The organism is Sediminibacterium ginsengisoli (assembly GCF_900167075.1).
Classification (GTDB): domain Bacteria; phylum Bacteroidota; class Bacteroidia; order Chitinophagales; family Chitinophagaceae; genus Sediminibacterium; species Sediminibacterium ginsengisoli.
In genome coordinates, this window is the sequence record NZ_FUWH01000002.1 from 580912 (window position 1) to 596351 (window position 15440).

Below are 15440 nucleotides of genomic sequence, written 5' to 3' on the forward strand. Positions count from 1 at the left end.
ACGTTTTATTTTTTAGCAACACCGAGATTGTATAATGCTTTGATATGCGCGTCGGGCAAACAGATATTGTATACCCGGATCTCATCGATCCTGCCGGTCATGGGAGCAAAGCTTACATCGGTACTTACTTCCTTGCCGGGAATACCGTTGTAATTGGAACCGATGATCACTTCACTCGGCTCGAACGACTTAAAGAAATTGCTGCCGCGATTCTGGTAAGCAGTTGTGCCTACCTTAACACCATCGGCCCAGATCTGCAGATTATTTGCAACGCCGTCGTAGGTGATCACGAGATGCGTCCATTTGTCGAGCCCGATCTTCGGAGATTTATACGTGTCGCTGCTGGTAGCTGTATTCAGGTTATCCTGTGTACCGCCATTGGCTGCGGTAAACGTGGGATGAATGGTAAGGTTATTCAGATCCGTTGCCGGTTTGGTATTGGTCTCCAGCACAAAATTGATATTGCCATTGAAAACACCCGGCCTTGCCAGCTGAAATACCATCGTCTTTTTAGAACCGTTGTTAAGGATCTGCACCCAGCTGCTCACCGTGAAGCTTTTGAGGCTGTCGGTTTTGAATTTCTGGAACTGTGTGGAATAATACACATAACCTGCGTTCAGGCTCAGAGCCTGGCCACGTACACCGCCATCCACAATGGCGTCATTGGCAGAAGCAGTGGGAGCGGTGTTACTGAATTTTTCCGTTTTATTGCCATCGAAGCTCCAGTAGGCCACCAGGTTTTTCGGATAGATCTCTTCCGAACTGTTATAACCATCGATCTTGCCCGCATAATCTCCGGCGGATACCGAAGGAAGATTGTTCGGGTTGCCATCTTTTTTACAGGAGGTGAACATGCACGCAGCAATAATTGCCATGCCGCAGATGTTCAATGACGTATGAGTTGATATGATTTTCATTTTTTTGGGTTTATGTCGTCAGTTAATAACCTGGATTTTGCGTAAGCACGCCTTTGCTGAGGTCGATCTGCGTTTGGGGGATGGGTAAAAGGTTATCCCGGCCATTGTTGAAATTGGTTTTACCTGCTGCCTGTAAAGTGGCGGCCGCAATGCCCCAGCGTACGAGGTCGAAGAAGCGATCGTGTTCCATGGCCAGTTCTATCCTTCTTTCTTTCCTGATCGCATCCCGGAGCAGGTTCGGATCGGTAGTGGTCACCTTTGGCAATATGGTATTATTAGTGCCTCTTGCCCTCGCTCTTACCAGTTCCAGTTTGTCAATCGCCGCCTGTGTATTGCCGGATTCATTGGCTGCTTCAGCATACATCAGTACCACATCTGCATAGCGCAAAATGCGTATGTTCATCCAGTAACTGTAACGGCTGCCTACCGAATTCCGTATGGCCAGACTGCTGTATACTTTATGGTTATAACGTGGGTTAGGCAGACCACTTGGTACAGCTTCACCATAAACAGTGGTACCGCCTGAATAAAGGATTGTTCTGTCTTTACGCGGATCGCCTGTTTCATATGCTGCTTCGAGGTAAGTAGACGGATCATTCCAGCCCCAGCCGAGATCCCATACCCCTGTTCCCCGTACACCCTGGATACTGGCATACTGGATGCCGTAGGCTGTAGGGAAAGTGGCATCGGCAGTTCCCTGCACTTCAAAAACCGATTCCCTGCTGTTCTCTCCGTCTTCGCCAAAGATCTTTGTGTACGGTGTTGACAGATCATACTGGCCGGAAGTGATCACGAGGTTGGCTGTTGTCATGGCTGCTGCCCATTTCTGCTGGGTCAGGTATACTTTGGCAAGCATTCCGTTCGCCGCGCCGCTTGTTATGCGTCCTACAAATTTCGGATCCCAGGCCGGAGGCAGATTTGCGGCTGCAAACTGGAGATCTTTCTCTATAAAATCGTAAATCACTGCCGCGCTGCTTTGAGGGATATTGCTTTGGGCTACGGCATCCGCATATATTTTATCTACAAGCGGTACCCTTCCGAATGACCGCACCAGCATAAAATAAGCATAACCCCTGATAAAGCGCGCTTCCGCTTCCGACTGCGCCTTGATGGCCGGTGTTGCATCAATAGCGCTGTTGTTTGCGATCTGGTCCAGCGCAATATTGCATTTGCTGATGAGATTGTAATAACCTGTCCACAACGCATTCGCAAGACCATTGCTTGGTGTTACAGGGAAATTGTCCATGCCCTGTGCATCTGCCCCGCCGTCTGAAGGTGTACTTCCTTTATCGGCATCATCGCTGCGGATGCTTGTTACGGCTACAAAAGGCGTTACATGAACATTATAATCCCGCAGGCTGGCATAGGCTGCAAACAGGTACTGGTCATAAGGTCCCGACCCGCCCGGGAAGGGATAATTATCTGTTGTATATCTGCCCTGTGGTTCACTGTCGAGAAAATTCTTTTTACATCCGGTCAGACCAAAAGCTGCCAGCATTGCGATGAAGATCACAAACCTGGTGCGGATGTTATTAACTGATTTCATATCGTGTCATTTAATGAGTGTGGTTAAAATGTCAGGTTAAGACCAAAGGAATAAATAGCCGGTATCGGGTAAGTGCCGTTGTCTGCACCACTAGCTATAGGACTGCCCAGTCCTGCTTCCGGCGTATAGCCCGTAGTTCTGCTGAATGTATGCAGGTTCTGCGCACTCAGGTAAAGCCTCAGTTGCTGTACACCGATATTTGAAAGCGCTTTGGCACCGAATGTATAACCGAGCTGCACCGTACGGATCCTGAAATAATCACCCGGTTCGAGATAATAATTGCTGAACAGGAAATTGTTGGCGCGTGTATTGTCCAGGATCGGTTCTACATTGGATGTGCCCGGACCTGTCCATGCATTGAGCCTGTTGGTCTCATAGTTCAGTGTTGCGAAAGTGGCAGTGCGTCTCTGTGTATAAACTTTGTTGCCCGCAACACCCTGGCCTTCCAGTGAAGCATCAAACTGTTTGTAGGAAAGCCCGATGTTGACGCCGAAATTGAATTTAGGGAAAGGCGTTCCGAGGTAGGTCCTGTCGGCAGGTGTAATGGCTCCGTCGCCATCCACATCTGCATAGGCAATATCTCCGGGCAGAGAGTTGGCCATATGCGGTACTTTGTCGAGGTCGGCAGTTGACTGATAAACACCGACCTGTCTGTAACCATAGAAATATCCGATCGACTGACCTGTTTCTGTTTTATTGGCGCCATTATTTCCGATCAGCTGGAATGTGATGTTGTTGCCGATCGATTCAACATTATTCTTGTTATAGCTGAAGTTGGCGGTGATATTATAATTGAGGTCCTTGCCGATCTTGTCGCGCCAGCCCAGGCTTACTTCAAGACCTTTGTTGCTGATATTGCCAAGGTTGGTGTAGTAGCTGTAACTACCCGCAGATCCGGGAAGCGTGATGAATGTAAGGATGTCTTTTGTGGTTCTGTTATAATAGTTGATATCTGCATTCAGCCTGTTGTTCAGCATGCGGAACTCGAGTCCGATATCTGTACCGTTCACCACTTCCCAGTGCAGGTTCGGATCAGGTACATAAGCAGGTGTAACGGATGAGTATACATTATTGCCGAATACACCGATGCTGGACGTATTCAGTACGGGCAGATAAAGACTGCTGCCGGTACCCATGGCGTTACCTACCTGGCCCCAGGCTGCACGGATCTTGAAGAAGTCGAAAAGTTTAATATTCTTTGCAAAAGTCTCTTCCGTTACTACCCAGCCAGCGCCAACGCTGCTGAAATTACCCCAGCGTTTGTCCGGTGCAAATTTGGAAGTGCCGTCTCTACGGAAAGTCAGATTGAGCAGGTATTTGTTTTTGAAAGCATAACTGGCGCGGCCCAGGAAAGACATATACGAATCTTCTCCGCCACCGCCACCGAAAGTGCCGGGATTGGATGCATTGGCAATACCCAGGTACCAGAATGCAGGATCGTTGGGAATGTTCAGCAAAGTGTCGCGGCGGTTACCGGTTATATTGGTGCTTGCGCTGTATAAAGTGGTAAAACCTGCCAGTAATGTGAGCCTGTGATCATTGCTGATGGTTTTGTCAAAAGTCAGTGTGTGATCCTGCTGGTATTTACGGAACTCAGCCTGTGTTTGCGTTACGCTGGTTCTGGCCGCCTGATCGTAAGTTGTATTGGTAGGGATCGTTCCTTCGCCCAGGTTTACGAAACTGAACGGCAGCGGCGTATAGCTTCTCGAGTTGTTGAACCCGAGGTCTGTATAAACGGAAGATTTAAAAGTGAAATTGCTCAGGAATTTCACTTCTGCAAAAAGGCTGCCCACAATGCGGTAACCTTTGTTGATGGAAGTTTTATTGTTCCTGTTCAACGCTGCCACAGGATTGCCAACCTGCGCACGCTGAAAGGATGGCATACTGTAATAGGTTTTTGCATCAATTTGTATGGGAACGATCGGCGCTGCCCATAGCGCATTATTGAGATCAGCTCCGGGTGCCTGCTGTATCCAGTGAAAGCCGGTAAGATCGCCACCTACGCGGATATTTTTATTGAGTCTGATCTCTTCATTCAGGCGCACAATATATTTCTGGTAATTGTCGTATTTCAGTACACCGTCCTGGTTATTGTAGCCGATGTTCAGCAGGGTAGTACTTTTATCGCTGCTGTTGGAGATGTTCAGGCTGTGACTGGTCAATACCGCATCGCGAAGTATAAGGCTCTGCCAGTCTGTGTTTGCTGTGTAGTTGGTATAATCGAAAGGCTGTGCATTCAGATTGGCGAGCTGTGCATTGTATAATTTTTTGAAACCGGCCGCATCTGTCACATCGATCTTATTGGTTACATGCTGTATGCCAACCGAACTTTGCAATGAAACACGTGTTTTACCTTTTGCAGCCCTTTTGGTGGTTACGATGATCACACCGTTACCGCCAAGCAAACCGAAAATAGCAATAGATGACGGATCGCGCAGCACTTCCATGCTTTCAATATCGGCAGGGTTGAGATAATCGATATTGGTCTGGAAAATTCCGTCAACTACAAATAAAGGATCGGAGTTGTTGGTGCTGTTTACCCCGCGGATCCGTACAGTTGGTGAAGAACCGGCACGTCCGCTGTTGATAACGGTAAGCCCTGCTACCTTACCCTGTAATGAGGCAACAGGATTGGTGGCAGGCATACGGGCAAGATCGTCGCCTTTTACAGTAGTGATGGAACCCGTAAGGTCACGCTTGCGTTGTGCACCATAACCGATCACCACGATCTGCTCGAGCGGCGCGTTCACAGCAGTAAGCGAGGCATTGATACTGGTTTTGCCGTTTACCGGAAGCTCAAGCGTATTATAACCAACATAAGAAAATATCAGTGTGGCATTGTCCGGAACATTTCTGAGTTCCCATTCACCGGAAGCATTGGTGGTGGTACCATTGTTAGAACCCTTTACCAGCACACCGGCACCTTCAACCGGATTTCCTTTTTCATCCGTCACCTTGCCTTTTACCGTTAACGGCGGAAGCGGAGGCGGTATCGGTGCTGACGGTGCAGGACTACTTTCCCTTTCCGTTACAATGATCGTTTTGTCTGCGATCTTATAGGCGACCGGTTGTCCGCTGAAACAGGCATCGAGTACATTTGTTAAAGGCTGATTTTTTACGGCCAGGCTCACATTACCGGCCTGCCTGATCAGTCTGGTCTCAAAAAAGAAATCATAGCCAGTCTGCTTTTTTACTTTTCTCAGTACACTTTCCAGGGAAGCGTTTTTGACAGATAGCGTAACAGACTGGGAGAAACTGCCTGCGCTTACCTGCAGGCATACGCTCAGCATTACAATGATCATTCTCATCATGAGCATTTTTTTCGGTTTAGTGAAAGCCGGTAATGGTCCGGCTTTGCGGGGAATGGTCAATTCCATAGTTTTGTTTTGTTGGGTTTGAAGATTCGTATGATCGTAGTTGGTTTTACTGCTTCGATACCCGGCATTCAGGCCGGAGGTGTTGGCGCACTTCCGGTTCTTTCCGGTACCATCGCAATTATTTTAAGGTGTTACAATGATTTGTTTGTTTTCAATCCTGAAATGAATTTTATTCAAAGCAAGTACCTGCAGTACGCCCGACAGGTTCTTGTTCCTTGAAATATCTGCGGTGAAATACCTTGCCGGGATCTGTCCCTGGTAAACCACTTCCACATCATACCAGCGCATCAGCTGCCGCATAATAGTTTTTAGATCTGCTTCCCTGAAATCGAAATGCCCGTTTTTCCAGGCCATAACCTGTGCGGTATCCACATCGGATAAAACACGGACCCCGTTTCCTGTTTTGGAGAGCACAGCCTGTTGCCCCGGTGTAAGAACATGGCCGGTAGTACCGTTATATACTTTAACGCTCCCCTCGAGCAGGGTAACCCTGCTGTCTTCTTCTTCATCGTAAGCATTTACGTTGAAATGAGTACCGGTAACTTCAACCGATTTGCTGCCATACTGCACAATGAAGGGATGGCTGTGATCGGGCATTACTTCAAAATAGGGCTCGCCTGTTACGGATACAATGCGTTTTGAACCTGTAAAGGAAGTCGGGTACGTAATGGATGAGGCTGCATTCAGCCATACTTTTGTTCCGTCAGGAAGCGTGAGGTTGTACTGGAAGCCGCGTGGGGTGGTTAGTGTGTTGTATACAACTGCTGCTGCAGAATTGCTGCCGGCAGAATAGATCACACGACCATTCTCTTTAATGATGTTCGCATTACCCTGTGTAAGGATATTACCGTTATGCTGGCTGTCCAGCAGCACACGGGAGCCGTCGCCAAGCGTAAGCACGGCACCGGGAACAGCAGGTGCCACATCCGTTATAACAATGGGTCTGCTGGCAGGAATCACTGGTGTTTGCCTGAAATAACCAAGTCCTGAAACCACAAGAATGACCGCAGCGGCAGCTGCCCATACAAACCACCTGCGCTTTTGTCTTAGTTCTGCAACCGGTGCAGGATGATGATGTGATATGATCCGCTCAAAAATGAGGTCGGCTTCTTCCGCGGTAAGCGAACGGCCGGGAAAAGATGCATCCAGCTCCAGCCGGGCGATTTCTTCATCGATCAGGTCTTTCAGCGCCTGTTCGTGTTGTGGTAATGCAGCCAGGTGCAGAAATGTGCGGCGGTTCTCTTCGCTGAGATTCTGGGAAAGGTATTCACGGAAAAGCAGGGGCAGTCTTTTCTCATCAACGTGCATGGCAAGCGGTTTAACTGTTCAGATATGGCTATCTTCTAATCAGACACGCGAAATGAAAAAAGGGGGGTAGAAGGGATGAAATTTTTTTAACGAAGCTGTAACAATAAGATCAGGATCAGCGATTGGCCGTGAGCGCCAAGCTGACTTTTAAGTTTACGAAGCGCGTCTGCCAGGTATTTTTTCACGGTTTCTTTCGACAGGCCCAGGGAAGCTGCGATCTCATCCTGTTTAAGTCCTTCGAGCCGGCTCATTTCGAAAACCTTACGCTGCTGGGGCGACAGGATACTGACAGCATCGTGCAGGATACGCTGCATTTCATGAAGGGCCAGGGTATTGAGAGCTTCCCCTTCACCGGTAATGACTTCCTGCTGTAAGAGATGGCGCAGCAGTTTCTCCTGCCCGGCTTCCTTCCGCAGTACATTATAAATATGGTTACGGGTAACGGTATTGAGATAAGCTGTAAAATTATTGATCCCTGCAAGGCGTTGATTGTGCAGCCAGATCTTCAGGAAGATCTCCTGAACGGCATCCTGGGCAGCTTCGTCCGAGTGGAGCATTTCACGGGCTATATAATATACCTTGCCCTTATGCCGCTCGAATAATTGCCTGAATGCGATTGCATCGCCCTCGCTGATCAGACGTAAAAGGGCGACCTCATCATATGGAGCTCCGGGTATCATTAGTTATATACAAATATAACGTAAGTAACAGGTTCTCAAATAGATTCTCAGCTGATCACCCTGAGACGCACGTAAATATCCCGTGTATCGTCATCGCCGATGTATGCCGGAAGAGGCTCTTAATAATATTACAATATCGTTTTCTCAATAGGATTATTAAACATCCTTATTGCCTGGAATGGCTTCCCGTCTTCAGAAACGGCTTTGATCTTCAGGTCGGAATTGTTGTTCAGACTGATTTTGCCGGCAGCATTCAACAATGCCGCGTTTGCAGCTTTCTGTAGTTCAGTACGGGAGGTTTGGATGGCAGTAAGAGGTAACCCGAACGTATCAGTCGATTCGCTTGTAAAAGAAATGAAACTGAATACAACTTCTTTTTTAGTATCAGACGCTTCAAGGATCAGTCCCGGAAGGCCGCCGAGCTTCCACGGGCCAAAACTGAAGGGCAGATCGCTGCAGAACCATGCTTCGTATTGACGGCCGCGAACAGGTGCTGTTGCACGCTGGCATTTATAACCATTAATGATCCTGGTGGCAGTGTCGGTCTTCCAGTCCGGAACGAACACTTCTTCCTGATACATATAATACTGACCGTTGAACATGGCAATATTGACAATTTTCCCTTTTTCTACGTCTTTGTAAAAAGCGAAAGGGACACCATAATTTAATGTGAGTGCAAAGCCATTCATCATACCCGGATTCTTTTTAACCAGTTCTTTCATAGCGATCTCGCGCTGAATATTGGCATTCAAGGTAAAGAAGCTGGATTTTTTACCAAGAAACAGCACCATTTCATCCGTTCTCGGATCTCCCGGCGCTGTGCTGTCTGTTATATGACGGAGCGAATACCTTACTACAGCAACTGAACTGTCGGTTGCCTGGCTTGAACTGTATAGCGGTGAAGATAGCAGTATGACAACCAGATGGATAACCAGGTAGGGAAGTGATGTTCGCATGCGTGTGATTTTCAGAAAAGGAAGAATAAATTGATCGGGGAGAAAGATACATGCGTTTATATCCGGAACAAGTTAACGGGCGTTCTGAAGAAGTTAATTTGGGTTAATGAATGGCGAGTTGCGATTCAGGCGGATGAACGGTAAACGGTTTTGTTTTTGCTATGTGCAGGCACAATAAAAAAGCCGCACTGATGGTGCGGCTTTTTTTAAAAATATGCGGCTTACAATGATTTGATCAGTGCTGTTGCCAGTTTCACATACTCGTCATTTTTCGCGGTAGTAGCCAGTTCGATACATTTCTGGGCGCTTGCTTTGGCAGCAACTTTATCACCCATGTCTTTTTCTATTCTGGCTTTCAGCAAAAAGAGCCAGAAACCCTGAGGGTTAGCCTGAGTTGCTTTGTTGATCGCGTTCAGTGCTTTAGGCAGGTTCTTTTCCCACTCATAATAGAATGTAGCTGCAGGCTGGTAAGCAGCCGGGTTAACCGGATCAGCGCTCATGGATTTTTCTACCTGCGCACGTAAACGGTCTTTAATATTGGTGCTGATAGGAATGCGCACCAGTGCATTACCCCAGATAATGTGCAGCTCACAGCTTTCAGCCTGTATATTGGCAAACTGCATGGTAAAAGTTTCTACGGGTACAGGGAGTTTATCTGCTTTTACTTTAAAACGTACCACATCTTCAGCTTCCTTATAGCCATCGGTACCCCAGTTACCAAGGCCTTTGTTCAGCACAACTTCCCAGTAATCCTTGGAAGGAACGGTGTACAGTACATAACTTCCTGTGTCGAGCAGTTTACCGCCGATGGTCACATTGTCTGTGAATTTCAGCCTGGTAGCGGCATTGGCTCCGGTACGCCAGAGTTTATCCAGTGGTGCCAGGTCGCTGTTCTCTTTCATCAGCGTTCTGCCTTTTATATTAGGGCGTGAATAGATCAGCTCAATACCGCCCATGCCGAAATCCTGTGTTATTTTCTGCGTAGGACTCGGTGCCGGCATGCGGATCTGGGAAAAAGCGCCAATGCTGCAGCATAAGGCAGCCAGTAACAATGTTCTTTTCATATTCATGAATGGTTTTAGGCACGCAAGCTAATGAACTTTTGCAACGGTTTATTTACGGCAACATTAAAATTGAAAGTTTATAACAACAGGGCCTGTCTGTTTTTTACCATTGAGATACCAGGAGGGTACTGCTTTGAGTGCTTCCACGATCGCAGGCTTCAGTGATTCGATAGAAAGATACAGTATGTCAACTTTCCTTGCGCTTCCTCTTCGGTTCAGTGTGAGGCCGGCTGTTACTTTTACGAAATTGGCAGGTAATTCCAGTTTTCCCCGTTTTGCGATGCTGCGGATATTTTGTTTGAGCGAATCCCAGCCGCCGGCAGGCTCTGCGGAAAGGCCGGTTATGCTATCCCTGTCAGCTGCATCTTTAGTGTTAAAGGTACTGGCGCCCCTGATCCTTATGGTGGCATCTTTACGTGGCTGAACGGCAACTCCTGCCACTTTCCCGCTGAGCGCATAAGTAAGCGTATCTTTTTTAAGATTGCTGAGCTTTTCCGGCGGAGCGTTTCCCGGCAGCGATTTTTTTCCGAAACCCTGAACCGCCACTACTTCGTTCAGCTCAGAAGTCAGAGGTTTCATAAGTATAGCGAGATCTTTATTATTGTAAGCCGATATGGTGTCAACATGATTATAACCGATTGCGCTAATACGGATCCTGTTCACACTGCTGTCAACGCCATACATTTTGAATTCTCCGTTCTGATCTGTGGTCATCCGCATTTTCATGTCGAGGTTCTCTACAATAGCAGCGGCTACCGGCTGGTGCAGGCTATCCGTAACTCTTCCTGTAATCTCGAAAAACGTTGTGCCTGCCGGATAGCGTGATCGGGCAGAGAGTTTTACAGGGATGTCGCGGGCGTTTTGTTTTGATGACTGTTCGCGCAGGGCAAGTGCGGCTTCCTTGTTCCGCAGGTCTTCCGCTCTTTCCTGTTCATGCAACGCAGAGACTGCTTTTTTGCTTTGTATTTCTGCGTGTGTATTTGCTGCCGCAATGCCTGCCGAATCAGGTTTGGCAATAGCGGCCATAGCCGGCTTTATGCTGTCTTTTTGCACAACAACGGAATCGTTGTTTAAAGCCAGTGACTGCGTTGACTGCCTGTTGTTAAAGAACAGCACCCAGCTGCCAACGCCTGCCACTATAAAAATAACTGCCGCTGCTATGCGCCAGGTGTAAGTTTTCCGTATAATAAACGGAACTATGCGGTGTTCTTCTTCTGTTGTGAGTTTTTTGCGGATATGATCAAGGTCTTTTTTTGCTGTGATCATATCCGCCTCGGAAAACCCTTCGAGTGCATCGGCAAGAAAAGGATCCTGCAGCGCCGCTTTTTCCATGGCGTGCATCTCTGCAGGCGATAGCCGGCCCTGCAGGTATCGTTCGATATCTGTGAGAGAATAACGGTGATATTGATCCTTCGGTTCCATTATTTTTCCATACAGTTTTTCAGGTTTCTCCTGCCATTCTGAACAAGACTCCTGATCTTGTTCCATTCCTGGCCTGTTGCTGTCACTATTTCATTATAACATTTACCTTCAAGATAAAAAAGCCTGATGGCCTGCTGCTGCTCGGCGGCAAGGTTTTCAATACAGCTTTCAAGTTTTTGTAATTCCTTTTCCTTCTCCAGCGCTTCATCAAGATGAGAAAAGTCTTCGGATTGCATAAGGTCTGGCTGAAATTCAACAACTACACTGTTCTTCTGCTTCCTGATGAACATCAGGCAATGATTCTTCGTTACTACATAAAGCCAGCTTCTGAAAGTCGTTACCTGCTGTTGCTGCAATTTCCGTACGAGCTCCTGGTAAATATTCATGACCGCATCCTTAGCCAGTTCCTGCTCTTTCAGGTATTTCATGGCCGTACCATACACAAGATCGGTATAGCGCAGGTATAATGTTGCCAGCACCTGCTGATCGCCGCCAGACTGGTACTGCGCCAGCAGCTGCTCATCGCTCAGCGGCGCCGCTTTTTCAATATGTTTTACCGGCAACATCCGGGATGAAGGTAATTTTTTTCCGGCGTTCTGTGTAATTCCGCAGAAGACAGCATCCTGTTAAAAACAACGCATATGAAATATTTTGTCTCATTGGCTGGAATGCTCCTATGCATGATAGCCATCGCCGGAACAACGGGCGCAAAAATAACAGGCACTGTGAGAAATGAATCAGGTAAGCCGGTAGCTTACGCAGTGGTAACATTAAAAGGAACTGTAAAGCAGGTGTTTACCAACGCCGGCGGACAGTTCACGATACAGGCAGAACCTGATATGATCCTAGTAGTTACTGCCAGCGGTTATGAAACCACGGAAGTTACAACAGGAACACAGGCAACACTTGAGATCGTGCTGCGCAAAATAGTACAGCAGAAAGATCCGGTCCGGATCAAGGCAGATACGCTCGCAATGAAATTGACGGCAAAGGAAATGGAATTGAATGATCTTGCGGTGCGCGCATATAATTACAACACAGCATTGCAGGGAAAAGTAGCAGGCCTGCAGGCTGGTAGCGCCAATATCCGGATTCGCGGGCTTGCAACAACTGGAAATATGGCGACACGGAGGAAAAAAGGCGGCATTGTAACAAAAGACGAATTTTTTGAAAACGCATTTGATAAAACCGCCGACAAACCATTATCTACATTCGGTATAGATGTGGATGCCGCATCATACAGCAATATCCGCAGGATGCTCAGAGATGGAAGACTGCCATCGCCCGAAGAAGTACGCATAGAGGAAATGGTAAACTATTTCAGTTATGAATACAGTCAGCCTGCAGGTAATGACCCCTTTAAAGTGCATACCGAAACTGCGATAAGTCCATGGAACCCGCGGCACCGGCTATTGATGATCGGACTGCAGGGAAAAAAGATCGCGGCAGACAAACTCCCGCCAGCCAATCTTACCTTCCTGGTAGATGTAAGCGGAAGTATGATGTCAGAAGACAGGCTTCCCCTCGTAAAAGCATCGCTGAAACTGCTGGCAGAGAAATTACGTAAGCAGGACCAGGTATCACTTGTAGCGTATGCGGGTAATGCAGGCCTCGTATTGCCGGCAACCAGCGGATCAGAAAAAGACAAAATCATAGCAGCTATCGACAGGCTTGAGGCAGGAGGTTCAACAGCAGGCGGGGCAGGTATAGAGCTGGCATACAATATCACCCGAAAATCATTTGCGGAAGGAGGCAACAATCGAGTGATACTTTGTACGGACGGAGACTTCAATGTAGGCGTCTCGTCGGTCAAAGGACTGGAGAAGCTGATAGAAAAAGAAAGGGAAAGCGGGATATTTCTTACTGTGCTCGGATACGGAACGGGTAATTACCAGGATGAAAAAATGCAACAGCTCGCTGATAAAGGAAACGGCAACCATGCTTATATCGATGATATCTCCGAAGCCAGGAAAGTGCTGGTACATGAATTCGGTGGTACATTGTTTACCATTGCAAAAGATGTAAAACTGCAGGTAGAGTTTAATCCGTCGAAAGTGCAGGCGTACCGTTTGATCGGTTACGAAAACAGGATGCTGGCGGCAGAAGATTTCAATGACGATAAAAAAGATGCGGGAGAGTTGGGCAGCGGCCATACCGTAACTGCCATTTATGAACTGGTGCCTCCGGGCGTGCCGCTAATGTACGGGGTGGACAGTCTGCGGTATACCAATACCAGGAAGGTAAAGAGCAGCGGGGGAGAAAAGGAAACGGAACTGGCATTCATCAAACTGCGTTATAAAGAACCGGCCGGGGAAACCAGCAGGTTGCTCACCGTTCCCGTAACAGACAACCCAGCAGCGATCATCGCAGCATCTGAGAACCTGCGTTTTGCAGCAGCAGTGGCCTCGTTTGGGATGTTGCTTCGCAATTCAAAATACAAAGGCGGAGCTACTTATGGAACAGTAAGGCAACTGGCACTGAAAGCAACCGGCAGGGATGAAAACGGTTACCGGAAAGAATTTCTTCAGCTGGTAGATAAAGCGGCGTTGCTTTCCGATCGTGATCCGGTGGCAGGTAAAGATTAAGTTAATGAGCCCGGAAAGCAGGGTGAAACTGCTGCAGGGTGTCACGGAGATAATCGCGGTCGAGGTGGGTATAGATCTCGGTAGTAGTAATGCTTTCGTGCCCCAGCATTTCCTGAACGGCACGAAGGTCGGCCCCGCCTTCCACCAGGTGAGTGGCAAAGGAATGCCGGAAAGTATGTGGGGAAATGGTTTTGGAGATACCGGCTTTCAGGGCCAGGTCTTTAATAATATAGAAGATCATGACCCTGCTCAGACCTTTTCCGCGGCGGTTCAGGAAAAGGATGTCTTCAGCCCCGGATTGAATGGGCTGGTGAACCCGGACCTGATCTTTATAGATCCTGATGTATTTGGCGGCATCACTGCCGATGGGGATCAGTCTTTCTTTATCGCCTTTGCCGGTAACGCGGATAAAGCCAACATCGAGATAGATGCAGGAGATTTTCAGGCTGATGACCTCGCTCACGCGCAGTCCGCAGCTGTACATGGTTTCCAGGATGGCTTTGTTACGGGCGCCGTCGGGTGTAGACTGATCAATTTGGCCGATGACTGCTTCGATTTCGCTGAAACTGAGCACATCGGGCAGGTGGCGCCTGGTTTTAGGGGCGTCGAGCAGTACGGATGGATCGGAAGACGTTATTTGCTCAATGAGGCAGTATTTATAAAAGCTGCGGATGCCGGAAATGATCCTGGCCTGGGAAGTGGCGCTCATGCCCAGTTCGGCGATCCATTTCACGAACTGTTGCAGATCGGCGAGTTCGATAGCGCCGGGAGCAGCGGATTTGCCGGAAGCGGCCAGGAACTGGGTAAGTTTATCGATATCGCGCAGGTAGGCCTCCACAGAGTTTTCGCTCAGGGAGCGTTCGAGCCTGAGAAAGCCTTTGAATCCTTTTTTATATGCATCCCACATAATCGGGAGGGAAGATAAGAACTAAATGAAAGCAGGGAAACCGAAAGAATTTTGAAATAAATTCTAAAAATATTTGGTGGAAAATAAAACCCGCTTATCTTTGCCGCCCGTTCAACAAAAACGGAAGCTCATTGAAACGGTAAAGAGGGATAAAAAATAAATACTGAAAATAAATTTGGTATTGAAAATTAACCACTTATCTTTGCCGTCCGTTTGAAAAAAGCGGTAGTTCTTAGTAAGTTTGTAGGCCTGATAGCTTGGTAAAAAAAGCGAAAAAATATTTGGCTGATAACATAGGTTGCTTTACTTTTGCAACCCCGATTAAACGGGTTGCGATTGAGAAAAGCGGTCGCAGAAGATCTTTGAAAGTTAGGAAACAACAGCACTTGAAAACATAAGAAACAAGTAAGGTTATAAGTAATCAAAAACAATTAATCCGACGTTAATTTCGATTCAAAATTTGAGATTAAGTCAGATCAAACAACATTTACAATGGAGAGTTTGATCCTGGCTCAGGATGAACGCTAGCGGCAGGCTTAATACATGCAAGTCGAGGGGCAGCACAGAGTAGCAATACTTGGGTGGCGACCGGCAAACGGGTGCGGAACACGTACACAACCTTCCTGTAAGTGGGGGATAGCCCAGAGAAATTTGGATTAATACCCCGTAATATTATGA

Annotated in this window: 11 protein-coding genes and 1 rRNA gene; 2 read left to right on the forward strand and 10 right to left on the reverse strand. The window is 47.6% G+C overall.

Annotated features, from left to right (window positions below; all coding sequences use genetic code 11):
* Nucleotides 1–5: 5 nt before the first annotated feature.
* The 9 genes from B5D42_RS05655 to B5D42_RS05695 all read right to left on the reverse strand — a co-directional run bounded on the left by B5D42_RS05655 (nt 6) and on the right by B5D42_RS05695 (nt 11836).
* Nucleotides 6–917 carry a LamG domain-containing protein gene (locus tag B5D42_RS05655; protein WP_078830461.1) on the reverse strand — a complete coding sequence of 304 codons (912 nt, stop codon included), beginning with the start codon at nt 915–917 and terminating at the stop codon, nt 6–8.
* Between the two features lie 22 nt (nt 918–939).
* On the reverse strand, nt 940–2463 hold the full coding sequence (locus B5D42_RS05660) for a RagB/SusD family nutrient uptake outer membrane protein (protein ID WP_078830462.1): 1524 nt from the start codon (nt 2461–2463) through the stop codon (nt 940–942).
* A 23-nt stretch (nt 2464–2486) separates the two neighbouring features.
* Entirely contained in the window at nt 2487–5840 is a 3354-nt protein-coding gene (locus tag B5D42_RS05665; protein ID WP_217698786.1) for a TonB-dependent receptor, read from the reverse strand.
* Nucleotides 5841–5963: 123 nt separating this feature from the next.
* Nucleotides 5964–7148 carry a FecR family protein gene (locus B5D42_RS05670; protein ID WP_078830463.1) on the reverse strand — a complete coding sequence of 395 codons (1185 nt, stop codon included), beginning with the start codon at nt 7146–7148 and terminating at the stop codon, nt 5964–5966.
* Nucleotides 7149–7234: 86 nt separating this feature from the next.
* Nucleotides 7235–7828: an RNA polymerase sigma factor gene (locus B5D42_RS05675; protein ID WP_078830464.1), complete on the reverse strand. Its 594-nt coding sequence runs from the start codon at nt 7826–7828 to the stop codon at nt 7235–7237.
* A 128-nt stretch (nt 7829–7956) separates the two neighbouring features.
* A complete protein-coding gene (locus tag B5D42_RS05680; protein WP_078830465.1) occupies nt 7957–8784 on the reverse strand; it encodes a GLPGLI family protein in 828 nt (275 codons plus the stop codon).
* A gap of 221 nt (nt 8785–9005) precedes the next feature.
* The gene (locus B5D42_RS05685) at nt 9006–9848 is read right to left on the reverse strand and encodes a DUF2911 domain-containing protein (protein WP_176112914.1); all 843 of its coding nucleotides are present in this window, start codon (nt 9846–9848) and stop codon (nt 9006–9008) included.
* A gap of 63 nt (nt 9849–9911) precedes the next feature.
* Nucleotides 9912–11270: a carboxypeptidase-like regulatory domain-containing protein gene (locus B5D42_RS05690; protein ID WP_176112915.1), complete on the reverse strand. Its 1359-nt coding sequence runs from the start codon at nt 11268–11270 to the stop codon at nt 9912–9914.
* Nucleotides 11270–11836 carry an RNA polymerase sigma factor gene (locus tag B5D42_RS05695; protein ID WP_078830468.1) on the reverse strand — a complete coding sequence of 189 codons (567 nt, stop codon included), beginning with the start codon at nt 11834–11836 and terminating at the stop codon, nt 11270–11272. The genes B5D42_RS05690 and B5D42_RS05695 overlap by 1 nt, the downstream gene beginning before the upstream one ends.
* 75 nt (nt 11837–11911) lie before the next feature.
* Between B5D42_RS05695 and B5D42_RS05700 the strand changes: the two genes are divergently transcribed.
* Nucleotides 11912–13855: a YfbK domain-containing protein gene (locus B5D42_RS05700; RefSeq protein ID WP_078830469.1), complete on the forward strand. Its 1944-nt coding sequence runs from the start codon at nt 11912–11914 to the stop codon at nt 13853–13855.
* A 1-nt stretch (nt 13856) separates the two neighbouring features.
* Here B5D42_RS05700 and xerD read toward each other — a convergent pair whose 3' ends face one another.
* Nucleotides 13857–14762 carry a site-specific tyrosine recombinase XerD gene (xerD, locus tag B5D42_RS05705; protein WP_078830470.1) on the reverse strand — a complete coding sequence of 302 codons (906 nt, stop codon included), beginning with the start codon at nt 14760–14762 and terminating at the stop codon, nt 13857–13859.
* Nucleotides 14763–15251: 489 nt separating this feature from the next.
* Here xerD and B5D42_RS05710 point away from each other — a divergent pair.
* Nucleotides 15252–15440, forward strand: a 16S ribosomal RNA gene (locus B5D42_RS05710); the annotation flags it as partial.